Consider the following 18,383-nt stretch of genomic DNA (forward strand, 5'->3'; position numbering starts at 1 on the left):
CACTCACTCTGTCACTCGGTCACATAATCACTACCCTCCCTATGCTAAAGCGACTACTTATCATCACTCAAAAGGTAGACAAAGACGATGCCGTTTTAGGGTTTTTTCATCGATGGCTCGAAGAATTTGCGAAACATCTGGAGAAAGTAGAGGTGCTATGCCTTTACGAAGGAACGCATGCATTGCCAAAAAATGTTTCGGTGTACTCGCTTGGCAAGGAGAAAGGGTATTCAAAAATAAGGCAGCTCTTCAGGTTCTGGAAGTTCTGCTTCGCACTGACCCGCAAGATAGACGGAGTATTTGTGCATATGAATGCGATCTATGTGCTCTTGGGGTGGGTGTTCTGGAAAATGCGGGGCGTAAATATCTTCTTGTGGAGAAACCATCCGGAGGGCGGGTGGCTTGCCCGCTTGGCTTATGTTTTGGCCCATCGCATCTTCTATACGTCGCCGCATGCGCATGCAGCCCGTTTTCCTCGTGCGCAACGGATGCCCGCAGGCATTGATACTGATTTTTTCCGCAAAGATGAGCGCGTATCCAGGACGCCAAACTCGATTCTTTTTTTGGGCCGCATCTCGCCCGTGAAGCATATCGAGATAGTGCTTGAAGCCGCAAAACTCCTTGACGCTGGCGGGTCAAGCTTTACGTTATCTGTTGTGGGCTCCGCACCGAAAGCCGATGATGTTTACGAGGCGAAGATCCATGAACTAGCTCTCCCACTTTTTAAAAAAGGGATAGTGAAGTTTGTACCGGCTGTTCGAAATACCGACACCCCTCATATTTACAATGCTCACGAAATATTTATTAATGCGACGCCAACCGGCTCCTATGACAAAACGATTCTTGAAGCTATGGCCTGCGGAACGATTCCACTGGTTTGTAATCGTTCATTTGCTGAAATTCTCTCCAAGGATTTAGTATTTTCGGAAGGGGACACTCACGATCTTGCGCAGAAGCTTATAATGGCGCTACGTCTATCAGAGGACCGGAGGCAAGATATTCGCAGAAGGTTGCGCGATTATGTGGACACGCGCCATGGTATCGAGCGGTTGGTGTATAATGTATGTGCGCAGTATGAAATCTTATAGCATAGAAAAAAGAAAGGATAATAAACCAGGAAATGCAATCGTCATTATTATCAATTCGCTTTATCCCGGCGGAGCAGAACGATTGGTGATCGATGATATTAATATGCTACTCGATCGCGATGTCGATGTGCGATTGATCACGTTAAGAGCGGAAAAACCTGGAGCAAGCTTTGCCGATGCTCTACATAAATCCCATCTCCAGTGGCAAACGATTTGTTTTCAGAATCTTTTTGATTTTTTCGCGTGGATACGACTTTGGCGCTTGTTATATTCTTGGCATCCACGGGCGGTGGTGACGCATTTATGGCTTGCGAACACGGTAGGACGTATTACCGCATGGCTTGCGGGAGTTCGGATGATTGTTGCGTTCGAACAGAACGTATATGAGCGTACCAAGTCTCGACGGCATTTCCGGGTAGATTGGCTACTTGCGAAAATTTCAACCCATATTGTGGCGGTGACCTATGAAGCTAGGAACTCGCTTATCCGACACGGCATCCCCGAGCGAAAAATCTCTGTTATCTCGAGCGCAATAAATATCCGCCGCTATGAACGACTTGAATCCAAGGGCATTCGAACGAAACTCGGATATCCAGAACGGGCTTTTATTTTCATATGGATAGGGCGATTCATCCGTCAAAAAGCAGTTGATGTATTGCTGCGGGCTTTTGCTAAGCTTCAAAATGGCCTTCTTATTCTCGTTGGCGATGGAGAAGAACGGGAAATATTACAGCAACTTGCGGCGGAGCTGCATATTGAAAAACAAGTGCGCTTCCTTGGTTTTCAGAATGACGTTCGAGAGTTTTTGGCAGCGGGGGATTGCTTCGTTTTGCCGTCGCGCTGGGAAGGACTCCCAGTGGCGCTATTGGAGGCGATGGCAGCGGGGAAGCCGATCATTGCAGGAGATATTGAGGGCATAAGGGAAGCGGTCACTCAAGCCAAGAACGCTATTTTAGTAAGGCCTGATGATGTAGAATCGCTCGCGGCTGCTATGCGTAGCATGATGGCTGATAACGCGCTACGCGCGCGACTTTCGCAAGCAAGTATCATTAGGGCAAAAGATTTTAGTATAGAATCCCATACAGATCAGTTACTTAAGCTTCTGGGTTATTCATAATAATTAGTATTTATACATCCGCATTGATATATATGAACAGGTCATTGTCTGGTAAATTGTTGTCTGGACGCATTTATCCGGAGTTTTTCAATATTGCAAATGATGATACGGTGCTTTACGCGGGATGCGGTCAGGGATCGCAGGTTTTGGCTTATGGAAATAAAGGGGCGCACATCGTAGCGAGCGATGTGCAAAAAGAACGCGTAGAGAGCGCGCTGAGGAATGCCGAGGCTTTGGGAATAAAAAATATTGAAGGCGTTGCGGCAAATCTCGAGTCGTTGCCGTTTGCCGATAATACATTTGATAAAATCATCGCCGTTGACGTCATCCAGCACGCCCAAAACCCCGAGAAGGTTTTTGCAGAGCTGCGAAGGGTGCTTAAGGAAAATGGCCGGGTCCTTGTCACGTTTCCCGCGCTACAGCACTATTTGCTGACGAAGATTTCGAGGTGGAAGAATGGAACATCTCCGGGCGGGAAGTGGAATCCGGACGCCTTTAACCACAATCTGCCGGTAGCCGAATGGCTTTTGGCGGCCAGCGATGCCGGACTAGAACTTGTGCGGAGTCATGCCACAACCCTCTTTCCACCGCTCCATCGCTATGGTATTCCGCGATTCTGGTTTTCGAATGAGGTCATTCATGCATTCGATTATTTTCTCGGCGGTTTATGGGGTTTGAAGAATTTTGGTCAAGCACTCATGTGCGTATATCACAAAGTCATTCCAAATAAAAAATCGGATATGAAAAAGAAGATATATTATATAGCCAATTTACGCTTACCCACCGAAAAAGCTCATGGGGTGCAGATCATGCGAATGTGCTCGGCTTTTGCGCATGCGGGCAACGACGTTACGCTTATTACGCCGTTTCGCTTTCGAGTCGGTGATCTTGGGCATGTAAAAAATATTTTTACGTACTATGGCGTAGAAAAGAATTTTAAAATTCTCCGCTTGCCCTCATTCGACCTTTTCCCGCTTACTCATTTTTTTCCGTTTTTCGACCGCGCGGCATTTGTAATCCAGTATGGCTCCTTCCTGTTATCTGTTATCTGTTACCTGTTATCTATGCGACGGCAGAAAGCCGTCATCTATACTCGCGATTCTCGCATTGCCCGTCTTGTGTTGTGGCTTACAAAAAATGTTTTTCTTGAGCTTCATACTATTCCCAAGATGGACGACATTGAAGTTGCGCGAGGCGTTTGCGGCATCGTAACGGTAACGCGCAAGCTCCGGGACTTATTGATTGAAGGAGGCGTCGCAGAAGAGAACATTATGGTAGCGCCGGACGGGGTTGATGTTGCAGCGTTCGAGTCGGTGATCAAAGATGAAACAGAACTCCGCAAAGAACTTCACTTGCCGATGGATGCAATCCTTGTCGGCTATACTGGTCGGCTTAAGACATTTGACCAGGAAAAGGGCATTCCCGAACTACTGGAAGCTTTTGCCGTTGCCTATGCGACGCATCCGCGTATTCGCTTGGTCATTATCGGCGGTGATCCAGCGGATGCGCAAAAGTATACGAAGCGCCTCACCGACAGCCGCATTATTGCCAGGATTCATTTTGTACGGCATGTTCCGCCAACAGACGTTCCAAAATACTTAAAAGCGCTGGATGTGCTCGTGGCACCGTTTCCGCGCTCGGAACATTATGCCAATGCCATGTCGCCGCTCAAAATTTTCGAATACATGGCATCCGGAAAGCCCATGGTAGTTTCCGATTTACCATCAGTTCGGGAAATTCTTTCTGGAGAGAGCGCATACTTTTTTGAAGCAGGGAACCCGCAGGATTTGGCAAGAGTCTTGCTGAAGGTGCTTGATAACCCGGATCAAGCGCGGCAGCGTGCAGAGGGGGCCCGTAAGCTCGTTCCGAAGTATATATGGAAGGAGCGCGCGAAGAACATTCTTGACTTTATGGAAATCCAAACTCCCGCATCCGAGCGATGATGTTGCTATATCGGCTTAATCTGTTATCATTGTCTTCATGCCATTTTTGGAAAAAATCGCCAAGTGGATCATCATCGGCGGCGTAGTTTTGCTTTCCTTCTCTCCATTTTTTGTCACGCCCGAAACCGCTTTCCCCGCGGTGTTCATCCGCGTCATTATTACGCGCCTTGTTATAGAGGTTATGGTGGTCTTTTATGTTTTCTTGGCGCTTTTCTTTCCATTATACCGTCCGCGGAAGTCCGCCATCACCTATGCCGTTGGCGCTTTCTTGTTCGCCTTTCTCCTCTCAACGATATTCGGCATCAATTCTTACCGCTCATTTTGGGGATCGCATGAGCGCATGGAGGGGTATGTAACTCTTTTGCATTTTGGGGCCTTATTCATGGTGCTTTACGGAACATTCCGGCGCCCCGAAGAATTCAAAAAAGTACTGTGGATGTCGGTGGTGGTGAGCGTGGCGCAGTGTTTTTACGCCTTCGGCCAGATCCCGGCCATAAATATCCAGTCAACGAAGCTCTATGCAAATGAGACCAGTCGTATTTCGGGAGCATTCGGCAATGCGACCATATTTGCTCTCTATCTCGTTTTTCAGACATTCTTTTCCGCTATGCTGTTTTTCTGGGAACGCAAGTCTTGGATGCGATGGACGCTCGGGATAATTTTCCTGATCAATATCGTTGCCATTATTTTCTCCGGGACGCGCGGCGCGATGTTCGGCGTGGCCGCAGGCATTATACTTATTGGGCTGGGATACATGCTATTTTCGGGAAACCGGCGGCTGCAACTTGTCGGCGGCATGGCCATAGCCCTCATTATCGGAACATTCGTCCTACTCTATATCTTCCAAAATACGGAGTTTGTGCGAAATCGGTATCTCCTGCAGCGCATGAGCGTTTTTACGGAAGCCGGTTCGACCATCACGAGCCGTTCGGTTGCCTGGAAGATCGGTATTCGCGCATGGAAGGATCGGTTCTGGCTCGGTTATGGCATGGAAAACTTCAACTACGCCTTTAACCGATACTATAATCCGCGCATGATCATCTATGACAGCGGAGATTTTGACCGGCCGCATAATCGTTTTGTGGAGTCCGTCGTCTCGGGCGGATTTATCGGCATTGTGGCGCACCTTTCGGTCTTTCTGACTACGGGATGGTTTTTGCTTAGAAAATGGTTCAAGAAGAGCGTTTTCTTTTTTCCGCTTGCCGCTCTTTCGTTGCTTCTTGCTTATGCCATGCAGCTGTCTACGTTATTCGATCACATGATATCGTATCAGTTCTTTGCTATTTTTTTGGCGCTTATTGCGACATGGCAGGCGAGTGCCGGAGCAGTAGATCCGCAACCGGAGATTGGCGGCGCGACGAAAATATTATCTTCGGAAAACGAACCGTCGCCATACGGGTGGCTCAAGTTTGTGTGCGTTATTGCGGTTGCGGTTGGCATGGGGTGGTTTGCCTGGATCGCGAACGTTGTGCCGGCCCAGGCAAGTTATTGGGCGCAGGTTGCTTCCAATACAAACTACACCTCGCAGGGGAAAGCATTTCCGCAGGCTTTTGAAGCGCTGAAAAAATCTTTCGATCTTAATACATATCTTAATGTGGATATGCGCCTTGCGCTTTCGGGGTTTGCGTCTTCGCAGGCGCGCGCCGGCGAGACCCCCGAAGAAAAGAAATTCGGTCGGGAGGTTCTGGAGTACCTTGCGGGACAGTTCGAAAAAAATCTTACCGAGCACCATCCAGATATCAAGGATTTTCTCGCGCACCAGACCTATGCGCGTATTGCGCAGAATTTGGCGGAATACGATTCTTCGTGGAACGAGAAAGCCCTTAAAACACTTCAGGATGGCACTGAAGAGTACCCCAAGAAGTTCCAGTTAATACAAGGTCTCGCGCGCCTGTTTATGCAGAGGGGGCAGGCGGAGGACGCAGTCAAGGTATTCGAAAAATATCCGCTGGAATATGCAAGGGGAGACTTTTATTTTGATTACGCCGCGACGCTTTATTCCGCGGGAAGGAACGAAGATGCATGGAAACAGATAGAGCGAGCCATGGTTGACGTGGGGTATGGTTTTTCCAAAAACCTTCCCCGTCTTGTTGATATCCTGCTGGAGGATAAACAGTATAAGCGCATTATTCAGCTATATGAATATCAACTGAAATATCATAATAAGGGAGATACCCAGCTTATGGCCTCTCTCGCGCAGGCGTATTATGAAATAGGAGATATTCCCAACGCTCGCCGTGTTGCCGAACAACTACTTGAAGTAGACCCGGAGCATAGAGCCGATATTGAAGCATTCTTGCGGGAGCTGGAGCAGTTATAATATCTAATATCTAATATCTAATATCTAACTGGGGCTTTGTCATTAGAAATTAGACATTGGAAATTGGAAATTTCCAGGTTGTGTGCGGCATTACAGGCTTTATCGGCCAAGGAAACAGGGAAATCATAAAAAAAATGGCAGATACTTTGCGTCATCGCGGACCGGATGACGAAGGTTTTTTTATGGATGAAGCGGACCATGTATGCCTGGGATTCCGGCGTCTTGCAATCATCGATCTCGATACAGGAGCACAGCCAATGACCAATGAGGACGGCTCCATTGCCATTGTATTCAACGGAGAAATTTATAATTTTAAAGAGCTTCGCGAAGATCTTGAGAAGCGGCATGTTTTCAAGACCCGTTCCGATACCGAAGTCATCGTGCACTTATACGAAGAAGAAGGCGAGGGCTGTTTCAAAAAGTTTAACGGCATGTTCGCAATCGCCGTTTGGGACAAGAAAAAGAAGCGCATTGTGCTTGCGCGAGATCGTATGGGAGAAAAACCGCTTTACTGGGCGAAGTTCGGAGACACGTTTCTTTTTGCCTCCGAGGCAAAAGCCATTCTTGCGCATCCCTCGGCAAAAAAAATTCTCAATCGCGCCGCAGCTATCAAGTACTTTTTCTTTCTCTCCGTTCCAAGCCCCTGGACGATTTACGAGGGTGTATACAAACTGGAGCCGGGGCAGGTTCTCGTTTACAGCGGCGGAGAAATGACCCTGCGTCTCTACTGGAAGCCGAAATACGATGCGGATCCCCGGATGACTCTGCATGATGCGATGCGCGAGACAGACCGTTTACTTGAAGATGCAACTCGCCTGCGCTTGGCTTCCGACGTGCCGCTCGGTATTTTCCTTTCGGGAGGCATTGATTCGGGTGCGGTAGCATACTATGCGGCCCAGGCCTCGAAAGAGCGTATAAAAACATTTTCCATCGGTTTTGAGGTTCCGACATTCGATGAGTCGGCTTATGCAAAGGCGGTGAGCGAAAGGATCGGTTCGGAACATCATGTCGAAGTATTTGGGCAAAAAACCCTTTTTGACCTCATTCCCCAAGTTACCCAGTTCATGGACGAGCCGCTCTCCGATTCCGCTTTATTGCCGACCTACCTGCTTTCAAAGTTTACGCGCCGGCATGTGACCGTAGCGCTCGGCGGAGACGGGGGAGATGAGTTGTTTCTGGGATATCCTACTTTTCAGGCGCACCGGATTGCCGAATGGTATCGCCGGCTGCCCAGAGTGATAGGCGAACGTTTTCTTCCCTATCTTGGGGGATTTCTTCCGGTTCGTCATGAGGGACTATCACTCGACTATAAGATTAAAGCGTTTCTTTCGGCTGCCTCACTGCCGGTAGGTGTCAGGCAGCAGATATGGATATCGACATTTCACGGCGGTCATCTCCAGAAACTTTTCGCTCCGGGATTCGTCTCTGATATTCCTCCCAATACGTTTCGCGCCGATATAGACGCTGATTTGGAGGAATTGTCTCCCAAGAATACGGACGAAGCTGCTATGTTCCTCTACGAGCGTTATTTTCTTGGTGACCAAGTTTTAACTAAAGTTGACCGCGCGTCGATGGCGGCATCGCTGGAAGTGCGCGCTCCGTTCCTTGACCACCGTTTGGTGGAGTTCGCCCACCGCATTCCGGCCTCCTTGCGCCTACGCTTCTGGCAGAATAAATACCTCCTGAAGCGTCTTATGCGCGGCAAACTTCCGGACGAAATTATGGATAGGCCGAAAAAGGGTTTCTGGGTGCCTATTGGTCTCTGGCTCAAAAAAGAGCTGAAGCCGATGCTCGCGCAGTATCTTGGCGCATCCGCTCTTCGGTCCCAGGGCATATTCCAGCCGGAGTATGTACAGAAGCTTATTCATGAACATGAGCGCGATATCCGGGACCACCGAAAAATTCTGTGGTCTCTTTTAATGTTTCAATTATGGCAAGAATCTTGGATGTGAGATCGAAGCTGATCTCTTTCTGCATATTATTTTTTCCGGCGGCAGCGCTCGCCGCTTTCCTGTTCCCGCTGAAGCGGGTTTTCGGAGACGAAGATACGCTCCTCCAGTTCTATCCGTATGCAGCCTTCTTTTCAAAGGCCCTGCACAACGGCACGTCTTTTATTTTTTCCAACCAGCTTCTGGCCGGGTTTCCGCTGGGCGCGACCATGAACGGCGGGTTTTTTAATCCCGTGCACTTTGTGGTGTTCCGGTTTGCCGACTTTCTGACCGGTTACCATGCCTTGGCCGTATGCTACTTTGCGGCGGGATTCTACTGTATGTACATCCTGCTTCGTCGGCTGGATCTTGGGGAATGGGAAGCGCTTTTTGGGGCAACCATCTACGGTCTTGGACAGTACAGCCTCACCTGGCTTGCTATTTTGCCGGCTGCCCAAATACTTTTTTTCGTGCCGCTTTTATTCCGTTCGGTTTTGGATATCCGGCAATGGCGCTGGTTTACGGTTGCGGTGCTTAGCGCTGCTTGGGCCTTAGTTGGCGCCATGCCGCAAATGGCTGTGGCGGCGATTGCGTCAGCGGGGGTATTCGCCATATTTCAGGATGCAGAAGGATCTACTTTCCAATTCAAGAATTTAAAAAGAACTTTTTGGTACGGTTTTGCAATGATTCTTGGCGCTGGCCTTGCTGCTCCGTATCTCTTCTTCGCGCAGGCGCAAGTCGCCCTGTCCAATCGTCCTTATCTTACATTCGCCGAATATCACGCAAGTTCCCTGCCGTGGGGCAGTCTTCTCCGCTACATTCTGCCTACTTTGCAGCTGCCGTTTCTTGTTTCGGCAGAGCCCGTTGCCATCGAATTTGTGCCCTTCTTGCTTGCTCTTTGGGGCTGGTGGGTATATCGGCAAGAGCGGGTCACTAAATTTTTTGCGATATTCGGGGTCGCGGCGGCCCTCGCCGCCCTTGCATACGCGCCGTTAACACTCCTCTTGCATTATGTACCGATTTTCAGCTATTTCCGCGGGCCTGGTAGGTATATATTTTTAACCGCATTCGCGCTTTCCGTTCTTGCAGCCAAAGGAATTGGTGCGTTGCGGACCGACGGAGGCCCAGAACATTTCAGGCGGTGGCTTTATTGCGGGTTACGGATATGGGGCACTATTGGAGTTATTGCGATTGGCGCCACCATGGCATCGAAATTTTTGTACGCACCGATCTTGGCATTGCTCAAGAACTATTTTGATATACATCTTTACGCTCGCACCTCGGGTCTCGCGCTTGCCACGTATCACCAGGCAATCGAACGCTATCTTGAGCAAGGACTGTCCGCTTTCTCATTCACTGCTCCTGCGTTTCTCATGGTATTTTGTTCTACCACAGCGGCGCTGGGAGTTTTGGCATATGCCGTTAAAAAAAGATCCTTTCGGAATACAAATATTGCGATCTTATCCCTCCTTCTTTTTGCCGAATCTTTCGGCGGATATGTTCTTGCGGGGCAATTCATTCCAAAGACAGTTTTAAAGGAACCGCCTTTTGTCGCGGTCATTAAAAAGCTGGAAGAAGGCCGTGCTTTGCCTTATCGGGTGTTTGCGCTATGGCCTCTGCAAGAAAACTACCGGCAGGTTATACTGGCCTCGGACGCCCCGCGTGTGGCGCAAGAGCGGTTTTTACTTTCCGGGCTCACCCCAAATGCGAATCTTTTTTGGGATATATCGTCCGTCGACGGGTATGATAACCTTATGGCCAGCAACATAAGCGAACGGCTTGCCGGTGCAGGCAGTGAGCGCGCTACCTTTGGAGAACTCCTCGCGCTTGCGCCGCTTTCTCCGGAGGAGAAACTTAGCCGTTTTTATGGCGAACTTCCGACCCTCGGAGACCTAGGGGTGAAATACATCGTTGCGGCTTTTTCGCTCACTCATCCGGATCTTTCGATACGTGCCACTTCCATGGAAGTTCCGGGAGTTACTCTGTATCTCTACGAGTATGCTAAAGCCGAGCCGCTTCTTGCATTCGTTCCGGAAGAAAATCAAAACCGTATGGACACGCTGCACGCGGTGCGTTCCTCGGATGGATTTATAGAAGCGGATGTTAAAACTGTAAAGCCTCGCATGCTCGTATTCCGTTTCACGGCCGTTCCCGGATGGCAAGGATATCTTGATGATGAGCCGGTGACACTGGAGAAAAGCGGCGCATTCCAAACGATGCGTGTACCGACAGGTGCACACCGGGTGCGATTCGAGTTTTCCTACAAAGCCGCGCTTGGCATACATTAGAACATGATCCCGTTAGAGGCCGCGGTCGCTAGCGAGGATTTTAAGAAGCGAATTTTTAAAAAATTTTTAGCATTAAGTATTAGGCGTTGCAGTTTCAAACGACCGCGACCAGCCTCTAACGGGATGAAGAAGCGTATTGCTATTATCGGCGGGGGATTTGCGGGACTGGGCGCGGCCTGGGAACTTTCCCGTCGCCGCGACGTTGAGGTCCATATTTTCGAACGTTCGCCGGAACTTGGAGGGCTTGCGGGCGCATTTCCCGTGGGCGATTCGCATCTCGAACAATATTACCACCACATGTTCCCCGAGTATCATGACCTTATTGAACTTTCCAGGGATCTGGGCCTTGAGGATAAAGTTTTTTTCAAGAAAGCCTCTTCCGGCAGTTTTGTGGATGGCAAAATGTATCCGTTCTCTTCGGCGTTCGACGTTTTGCGCTTCTCGCCACTTGCCTTTGTTGATCGTTTGCGACTGGGGTTGGGAATCGCCTACTTGCGGTTTACGAAAAATTGGAAAAAATTCGAGAATATCACGGCCTCCGCGTGGCTGAAAAAATTTTTTGGCGAACGCATTTATGAGGTTATGTGGCGGCCGCTTTTGGTGGGTAAGTTTGGTGAGCGCGCCGATGATGTGGGTATGGTGTGGTTCTGGTCGCGCATCTATGAGCGGCCGGGGCGATTCGGATATATTCAGGGGGGGTTTAAGACGTTGACGAATGCGCTTGGAAAGAAGCTTGAGGGTCTCGGCGTTCGCATACATCTCAATGCGGGCGTTACCCAGTTTACGAAAAACGAAACGGGAAAATTCATCGTGAGCGTCGCGGGCAGTAATGAAGTATTCGACGCGGTATTGGTTGCCGCAACCCCCATGGTCTTTTTACGTCTGGCTCCCTGGCTTCCGGAAACATATTGCAATGCACTCAGTCAATTAAAATACTGCGGCACTATCTCCGTGGTTCTTACGCTTGACCGGAGCTACTCACCCTATTATTGGCTGAATATTCAAGACGCATCACTGCCCGTGCTGGCGGTGGTGGAGCATACCAACTTTGTAGGCCCGGAACACTACGGTGGCAATCATTTGCTTTACGTTGCCAAGTACATTGATCCGGAAAGCTCTTTATATCGCATGCCGGATGCGGATCTTCTGAAGCTCTATTTTGCCGCTCTTAAGAAAATAAACCCAGCTTTTGATGAGGCTTGGGTAAAGGACCAAAAAATATTCCGAGCTCCCGCTACGCAACCCATCGCAAAGGCCGGGTACCAGCGTATTCGTCCGGAAATTAAAACGCCGATCCCCAATCTGTACTTCGTTTCCATGTCGCATATTTATCCATGGGACCGTGGCACCGAACGCAGTTTTTGCCTCGGCAAAGAAGCTGCTATTCTGATGATGCGAGACTAGGGGGGCGACATGGACGTATTGCGCAATCTTTTGTAAAGTAGGGGATATGCTCCAGCCGAACCAGAAAGAGCCTTATGCAGTATCGGTTGTCATGCCGGTGTTTAACGAAGCCGAAGTCATTGCTGAAGTCGTCCGGCAGTTTGGGAAGGTTTTAGAACGGTTTGAGCGGCCGGAATTCGTTATCGTGAACGACTGCAGTACGGACGAAACGGGAGCGGTCCTCAAAGAGCTTCAGGGGCAGTATCCGTACTTGCGCGTGGTGCATAATGAAAGAAACAAGGGTTTTGGACCGACGCTCATTCGCGCGCTTTCTGAAGGCCGGGGAGAATATATTTTTTATAGCGACGGAGATAATCAATTCAATGCAGAGGACTTTTGGCTCGTGTGGGCGCGCATGCGGCGGGATAACCTGGATGTCGCGATAGGTTACCGCCACAAGCGCCAAGATTCCGCCACCCGGATCGTTATAACCTCGATGCTTAAGGTTATTGCTCTTGCACTTTTTGGAATTTGGCTTCCGGATGGGAACTCCCCCTTCCGCCTGCACAGGCGCGAGGCCCTACGGGTCATGCTGCAGAAGTTGCCGAAGTCGCGCCCCGTAGCGCCTTCCGCGCCATTAACGCTCGTCGCATATAAACTGGGAATGCGCATCGGCTGGGTAGCGGTACGGCACTATGCGCGAGCTACGGGAAATTCCGTTTTCAACAGCCGGAAGATACTGAAACTCGCGTTTGCCGCGACCATAGAAATCATACGGCTTCGGGTTATTATATAATTTCTTATTGTGGGACGGAGCTCCAGAGAAAAAGACTATTTTAAATGATATGGAAAATATTCTTATAACCGGCGGTTGCGGTTTCATCGGGTCTAACTTTATCCGGCATATCTATCATGCACATCCGAATTTCCGTATTTTCAATATAGATGTGCTTACGTATGCCGGAAACCCAGAGAATTTACGCGATATTGAACGCCTCGAATCGGAAAAACCAAAAAATGAGCGGCGGTATCAGTTCATCTGCGGAGATATTTGCGATGATAAATTGCTCGCAGGGATCTTTTCCATGTATGATTTCTCCCTGGTCATCAATTTTGCCGCCGAGACCCACGTAGATAGGTCCATCATCAGCATGACCGACTTTATCCGGACGAACATCGGCGGGGTCAGAGCTCTTATTGAGGCCGTGCGGAATTATGAGGTGCCGCGTTTTGTGCATATTTCAACGGACGAAATTTATGGCGATGTGCTCCAGGGGTACTCAACGGAAGATACCATGCTACGTCCATCCAATCCCTATTCATCTTCCAAGGCGGCGGCAGATCTCATCGTGCAGTCGTTCATTCGCACCCACCGGGTACCCGCCATTATTATCCGCGGGTCCAATAATTACGGCCCGTACCAGTATCCAGAAAAACTCATACCGCTTGCGGTTACGAACCTTATCGAGGGGAAAAAGATCCCGGTCCATGGAAAAGGCGGACACATGCGCAGCTGGCTTCACGTGGAAGATTTTTGCAGGGCCATCGATCTTATTGCTACCCAGGGACCCCTCTATGAGATTTTTAATGTCTCCGGGGAAGAGAAGACGAACTTAGAAGTGCTGACGATGATTGCCAGACATTTAGGCAAGGATCTTTCCGTCCACAAGGAACACATAAACGATCGGCCCGGCGCGGACCTGCGTTATGCTCCCGACTCCACTAAATTAAAAAAGGCGTTGGGTTGGCAACCGATGCACCGGATCGAAGACAGCATGGGCGATGTGGCGCAATGGTATCTCAATAATCGTGAATGGTGGAACGCCATCAAGACGAAAAAAGAGTTTTTAGAACACTATGTCAAACAATCCAAAGGCCAATGGTCTTGAGGCGGGCAAAGAATCTACCCGCATGAGCATGTTCCCCACCATGCTTATTACGGGAGCGAATGGCTATATTGCCTCGAATATTCTTACACACATCACGCCCCGCGAGGGCATATTTTTGCATATCCGGAATGCGATCGTAGCTGAGAGATATCGACGTACGGGCTGGCAAGTTTTAGAAGGTGACCTTACGCAGGGGGCGGTATTGGAAGCTCTGCCTAAAGTAGATTGTATTTTGCACACGGTAGGACTTTTTCGGGGGAGCGCGCTCGATATTTTAAGGACCAATGTGTTATCGACGAGCGGGGTTTTACGCATCATGGAAACTCGCCGCATCCCGCGGCTAATTTTCCTATCTACCGCGGCGGTATACGGCGATACCGCCGATACTCTTGCAAACGAAGATACTCCGCCAAATCCCCTCACGCCGTACGGAACCTCCAAACTCGTTGCCGAGATTCTTATCCGGTCCGCGGTAGATGTCGGGCGTATCGGGTCTGCCCTGGTCCTGCGCTGCGGCAACGTTTACGGGCCGGGGTCTCCTAAGGGCATGTTTTTCGAACTTGCAAGTAAAATTTGCGCAGGCCTGCCGGCGCGCGTCGATGGGGATGGCCTGCAACTGCGCGACCCGCTCTATATAGATGACCTAGTGGGTCTTATAGTTTCGGTACTTGCTTCTTCCGGCAAGAAGGGACTTGTCATCTATAACGTCAGCGGTAGGGAGCGCTGTACGGTTCTTCATCTTGCCAATATGATTGCCCAAGCCGCAGGGGTACCGTACAAAATGGAATTTACCGGCAAGCCAGCGGGCTTGCCCCATGCGCTCTGCTTGGATAGTTCGAAAGTTCTCCGGGAACTCAACTGGAAACCCAAGGTTTCGCTTGCGGAAGGCATTGCTCGCGCATACGCCTTCCCAGAGGGTTCCCAGTGAATAATATTTTCTCGCGTTTAAAATCCTCCGTAGTATGAATCTTCTTTCCGTCATCATTCCCGTCTATAACGAAGAAAAAACTATTGCCAAAGTCATTTCTCGAGTGGAGCAGGTAAAACTTCCCGAAGATTTTGAACGCGAGATTATCATCATAAATGATGGCTCAACTGATGGGACTGCCGAAGCTCTCAAGACGTTCGAAGTGAAATATCGCGTAATCCACCAACAAAATACCGGCAAGGGCGGCGCGGTGCGTTCCGGATTCAAGCTGGCGAAGGGTGACTATATTATTGTGCAAGATGCGGATCTAGAACAAGACCCGAATGATTTTTCGGCGCTTCTTGCGCCGCTGCTCAAAAAAGAAGTCGATGTGGTATTCGGCTCTCGTTTTTTAGGTAAATACCTGCCGCAGGCGCTTTTGATGAATGCGCATTATCTTGTGAATCGTTTTTTTACCATGACTTGTAATTTTCTTTCAGGTTATAAAACCACCGACATGTGGACGGGGTACAAGATGTACAGCCGTAAGGCGCTCGATGCGGTTCTGCCTTACCTTAGATCCAATGGCATCGAATTCGAGCCGGAGATTACCATCCTTCTCTCGAAGTTGGGTCTTCGTATCATCGATGCGCCCATTTCGTATACGCCACGTTGGTACGCCGAAGGCAAAAAAACAAACTGGAAGCAGGCAATCCGTTCTTATATAAAAATGATCAGTTTCGCATTCAGGAGGATCCCCCGTTCTTTACCGTAGGCAAGAATTCTGATACAGTAGTTTTACAAGTTTCTCTTTATGTCTCATCTTTTGAACAACGCCACTATTCTTATAACTGGGGGTACCGGCGCCTGGGGGCGGGAACTTACCCGGCAGATTTTTGAGCGATTTAATCCGAAGGAAGTTCGGATCTATTCGCGTGGAGAGCATGCACAAGTGGAAATGCGCCGCCTTTTTTCCGATCCGCGCATAAGGTTCATCATTGGCGACGTGCGTGATAAAAATATTCTCAACTTCGCTATGCGTGGAGTCGACTACGTTTTCCATCTCGCAGCACTTAAGCATGTGCCGATTTGTGAAGACAATTCATGGGAGGCGGTACTAACGAATATTTATGGTACGCAAAATATCATTGAAGCTGCTATCCAGAATAAGGTGAAAAAAGTGGTGGATGTCTCTACCGATAAAGCAGTGGAGCCGCATAACTTATATGGCGTTACCAAGGCATGCGGTGAGAAGTTGATGATAAACGCCAACCAGAATTATCCGTCGGAAACGATATTTATGTGCATCCGCGGCGGCAACGTCATCGGAACCACCGGAAGCGTTATCCCGCTTTTTGCGGAGCAGATCAGAAAAAACAATAAAATTACTCTCACGAACGGCTCCATGACGCGGTTTCTTATGAGTACACGCGAAGCCATTGGTCTTGTTTTTCAAGCATTTGAAGAGGCAAGGGGTGGCGAAGTTTTCGTTATGAAAATGCCAGCGGCGACCATGGATACGGTGGCAAGGGTCATGGTAAGACTGCTTGGTGACGTCAAAACCACGATTGACGTTGTCGGCACTCGCCCCGGCGAGAAAATGCATGAGATGCTTGTATCAAAGAACGAGGTACCCATGGCAAGAAACCTTGGGAATGGGTATTTTGTCATTTTGCCGCACTACGCATCAAGAGAACTTAAGGCTGCATATGCGAAGCGCAAAAAGCTTAAGATCCCATATTTCAGTTCGCAAAACACCCGCCGACTAAAAGAGAAGGATCTGGCCGATATACTGCGCAATGAAACGTCCGCGTTCTTGGGGCGGCGCCTTTTATCCGTGACGTAATCTAAATGATTTAAAATTTCGATTTTATCATTTGGCATTATGCGGATTTTTACAAGATATGCCGCCATCTCAACATCCGCAACATCGTCTTGCCAGTATTATTCTGACCGTGCTTTTTATCCTAGCCTTCTCTCTTCGCGTATGGGGCATGCGTGAAAAAGGCCTCTTTTTGCATGATGAGGCTGACATCATGCTCCGGGTTCGGACCTATGTGACGCTTGCCAAAGTTCTTCCGCATGCAGTGGCACTTTGGTGGCAAGGAGATGTCTCTGCATTACGCGCGTTCAGTTACGAAGCCTTTCCTTCCGGTTTTTTTCCGTCATTCAGCGCACTCCCGGCCCATATCGTTCCGGGAGTTATTATTGCGCTTATATTTGGAGAACACGACTGGACGCTTGTTTTATGGAATGCGTTTCTCGGCGCTCTCACGGTCCTTGCGGCGTATCTCTTGATTTGGCGCCTCTCCAGGAACCGGGTGGTTGCAGTTATGGGGGCCGCGCTTCTAGCGCTTTCACCGTATCACGTTCTCTATTCCCGCACCGCCCATGCCCAGATTTCGGCGGGATTCTTTTTTACGCTCGCAGTGTTTTTATACATTGAGAGCTTCTATGCAACCGAACGGACCCGTTATCGATTTCTTTTCTTTGCCGGTATTTCTCTCGCGCTAATGGTCTCCAGCCATTATGGGACGTTGCCAATACTCTTTTTTTTCGGTTGTCTGGAACTTATTGTCAGCATGGTGTATTTTCGTAGCGAGTCGGCCGGACGTTGGGGGGTACTTGCTATTGGAGTGGCGATGCCGTTTTTATTCTTTCAGGCCTTTCTTTCTTTTCGAGAAAATATTCTTGTTCGGGCTGGCTACGATCTGCGGGATGTGCAGTCGTATACGGGAGAAGTGATAGAAATGACCCGCAGTGCCGTGGACGTTTCTTTGGGGGCGGAGCGTTCCTGGCCGGAACCTTTTTATTTCTTTGATCTTATCCAGTATGCGCACGGATGGATGTTCGCCTTACTTTTTGGAGCAAGTTCGCTTTTAGTCGTGGTGGCAATAAAGCGCCGTTCTTTAGAGCTCGGCGTCTTTCTCTGGCTCACATGGATCCCGCTTATTTTTTATAGTCTGCTGTATGTCCAAGCACCTAGGAGATTCGTTGTCTGCCTGCCTATTGCGGTTGTTGCCATTGCGCTTCTCCTTGACCATCTGTGGGCGGCATATATTTCGCGTAAACACCTTGCGACGGCAATCATGCTCGCCATTGGAGTTTTTATGATCGGTTCCCGTTTACCGCAATTAAAGAATGCTATCACTCTTCGGTCTCCTTATCCCCAAGCGGCAACGGCCCTAAAAAAGATACAGGATACTCGTTCCATTGTTGCGATACCTTGGCCTCTGTACCAGTATTATGGAAATATGCGCATCGACAGTACCGCACTGCTCGCCAACCCATCGCAACCGATTATGCTAGTCGATGATTATGCCGGACTTAACATATCGGAGGCGCTTGCGGCAGAGAAAGGCCGTGTGCCCTTCCTGCAACTTCCCAACCCGGTCGGCTCGAATTATTTTTTACTGCGCGACATGTTAAGCACGTACTCGCAAAAGGACATTCTCCGCATGGTGGAATATCCCGATCCACGGGTCACATCTATACGGTTTTATGATATAACACCGTAGTC

The 18,383-nt window shown here is 49.3% G+C and carries 13 protein-coding genes; all 13 read left to right on the forward strand.

All coding sequences use genetic code 11. The annotated features are described in order from the left end of the window. Window positions 1-41: 41 nt before the first annotated feature. The 13 genes from Q7S09_03590 (at window position 42) to Q7S09_03650 (ending at window position 18,381) form a co-directional block, all read left to right on the forward strand. A complete protein-coding gene (locus tag Q7S09_03590; GenBank protein MDO8558241.1) occupies window positions 42-1,088 on the forward strand; it encodes a glycosyltransferase family 4 protein in 1,047 nt (348 codons plus the stop codon). After that, on the forward strand, window positions 1,075-2,205 hold the full coding sequence (locus tag Q7S09_03595) for a glycosyltransferase (GenBank protein MDO8558242.1): 1,131 nt from the start codon (window positions 1,075-1,077) through the stop codon (window positions 2,203-2,205). Before Q7S09_03590 ends, Q7S09_03595 begins: the two co-directional genes overlap by 14 nt. Before the next feature lie 32 nt (window positions 2,206-2,237). Continuing rightward, entirely contained in the window at window positions 2,238-4,148 is a 1,911-nt protein-coding gene (locus tag Q7S09_03600) for a glycosyltransferase (GenBank protein ID MDO8558243.1), read from the forward strand. 37 nt (window positions 4,149-4,185) lie between these two features. Then, entirely contained in the window at window positions 4,186-6,468 is a 2,283-nt protein-coding gene (locus tag Q7S09_03605; protein MDO8558244.1) for an O-antigen ligase family protein, read from the forward strand. A 56-nt stretch (window positions 6,469-6,524) separates the two neighbouring features. Beyond that, entirely contained in the window at window positions 6,525-8,420 is a 1,896-nt protein-coding gene (asnB, locus tag Q7S09_03610) for an asparagine synthase (glutamine-hydrolyzing) (GenBank protein MDO8558245.1), read from the forward strand. Further along, entirely contained in the window at window positions 8,399-10,684 is a 2,286-nt protein-coding gene (locus Q7S09_03615) for a hypothetical protein (protein ID MDO8558246.1), read from the forward strand. Before asnB ends, Q7S09_03615 begins: the two co-directional genes overlap by 22 nt. A 123-nt stretch (window positions 10,685-10,807) precedes the next feature. Continuing rightward, the gene (locus Q7S09_03620; protein ID MDO8558247.1) at window positions 10,808-12,088 is read left to right on the forward strand and encodes an NAD(P)/FAD-dependent oxidoreductase; all 1,281 of its coding nucleotides are present in this window, start codon (window positions 10,808-10,810) and stop codon (window positions 12,086-12,088) included. Window positions 12,089-12,134: 46 nt separating this feature from the next. Beyond that, window positions 12,135-12,863, forward strand: coding sequence for a glycosyltransferase family 2 protein (locus Q7S09_03625; protein MDO8558248.1), 729 nt, complete (start codon window positions 12,135-12,137; stop codon window positions 12,861-12,863). A 49-nt stretch (window positions 12,864-12,912) separates the two neighbouring features. Next, window positions 12,913-13,956, forward strand: coding sequence for a dTDP-glucose 4,6-dehydratase (rfbB, locus tag Q7S09_03630; protein ID MDO8558249.1), 1,044 nt, complete (start codon window positions 12,913-12,915; stop codon window positions 13,954-13,956). Further along, entirely contained in the window at window positions 13,925-14,884 is a 960-nt protein-coding gene (locus Q7S09_03635) for an NAD(P)-dependent oxidoreductase (protein MDO8558250.1), read from the forward strand. The genes rfbB and Q7S09_03635 overlap by 32 nt, the downstream gene beginning before the upstream one ends. Window positions 14,885-14,918: 34 nt before the next feature. After that, window positions 14,919-15,638: a glycosyltransferase family 2 protein gene (locus Q7S09_03640; GenBank protein ID MDO8558251.1), complete on the forward strand. Its 720-nt coding sequence runs from the start codon at window positions 14,919-14,921 to the stop codon at window positions 15,636-15,638. A 39-nt stretch (window positions 15,639-15,677) separates the two neighbouring features. Further along, the gene (locus Q7S09_03645) at window positions 15,678-16,709 is read left to right on the forward strand and encodes a polysaccharide biosynthesis protein (protein ID MDO8558252.1); all 1,032 of its coding nucleotides are present in this window, start codon (window positions 15,678-15,680) and stop codon (window positions 16,707-16,709) included. 58 nt (window positions 16,710-16,767) lie between these two features. Continuing rightward, complete coding sequence (locus Q7S09_03650; GenBank protein ID MDO8558253.1) at window positions 16,768-18,381, forward strand: phospholipid carrier-dependent glycosyltransferase; 1,614 nt, start codon at window positions 16,768-16,770, stop codon at window positions 18,379-18,381. Window positions 18,382-18,383: the final 2 nt, after the last annotated feature.

It is taken from the genome of bacterium (genome assembly GCA_030649025.1).
Lineage (GTDB): Bacteria > Patescibacteriota > Minisyncoccia > JAUYLV01 > JAUYLV01 > JAUSGO01.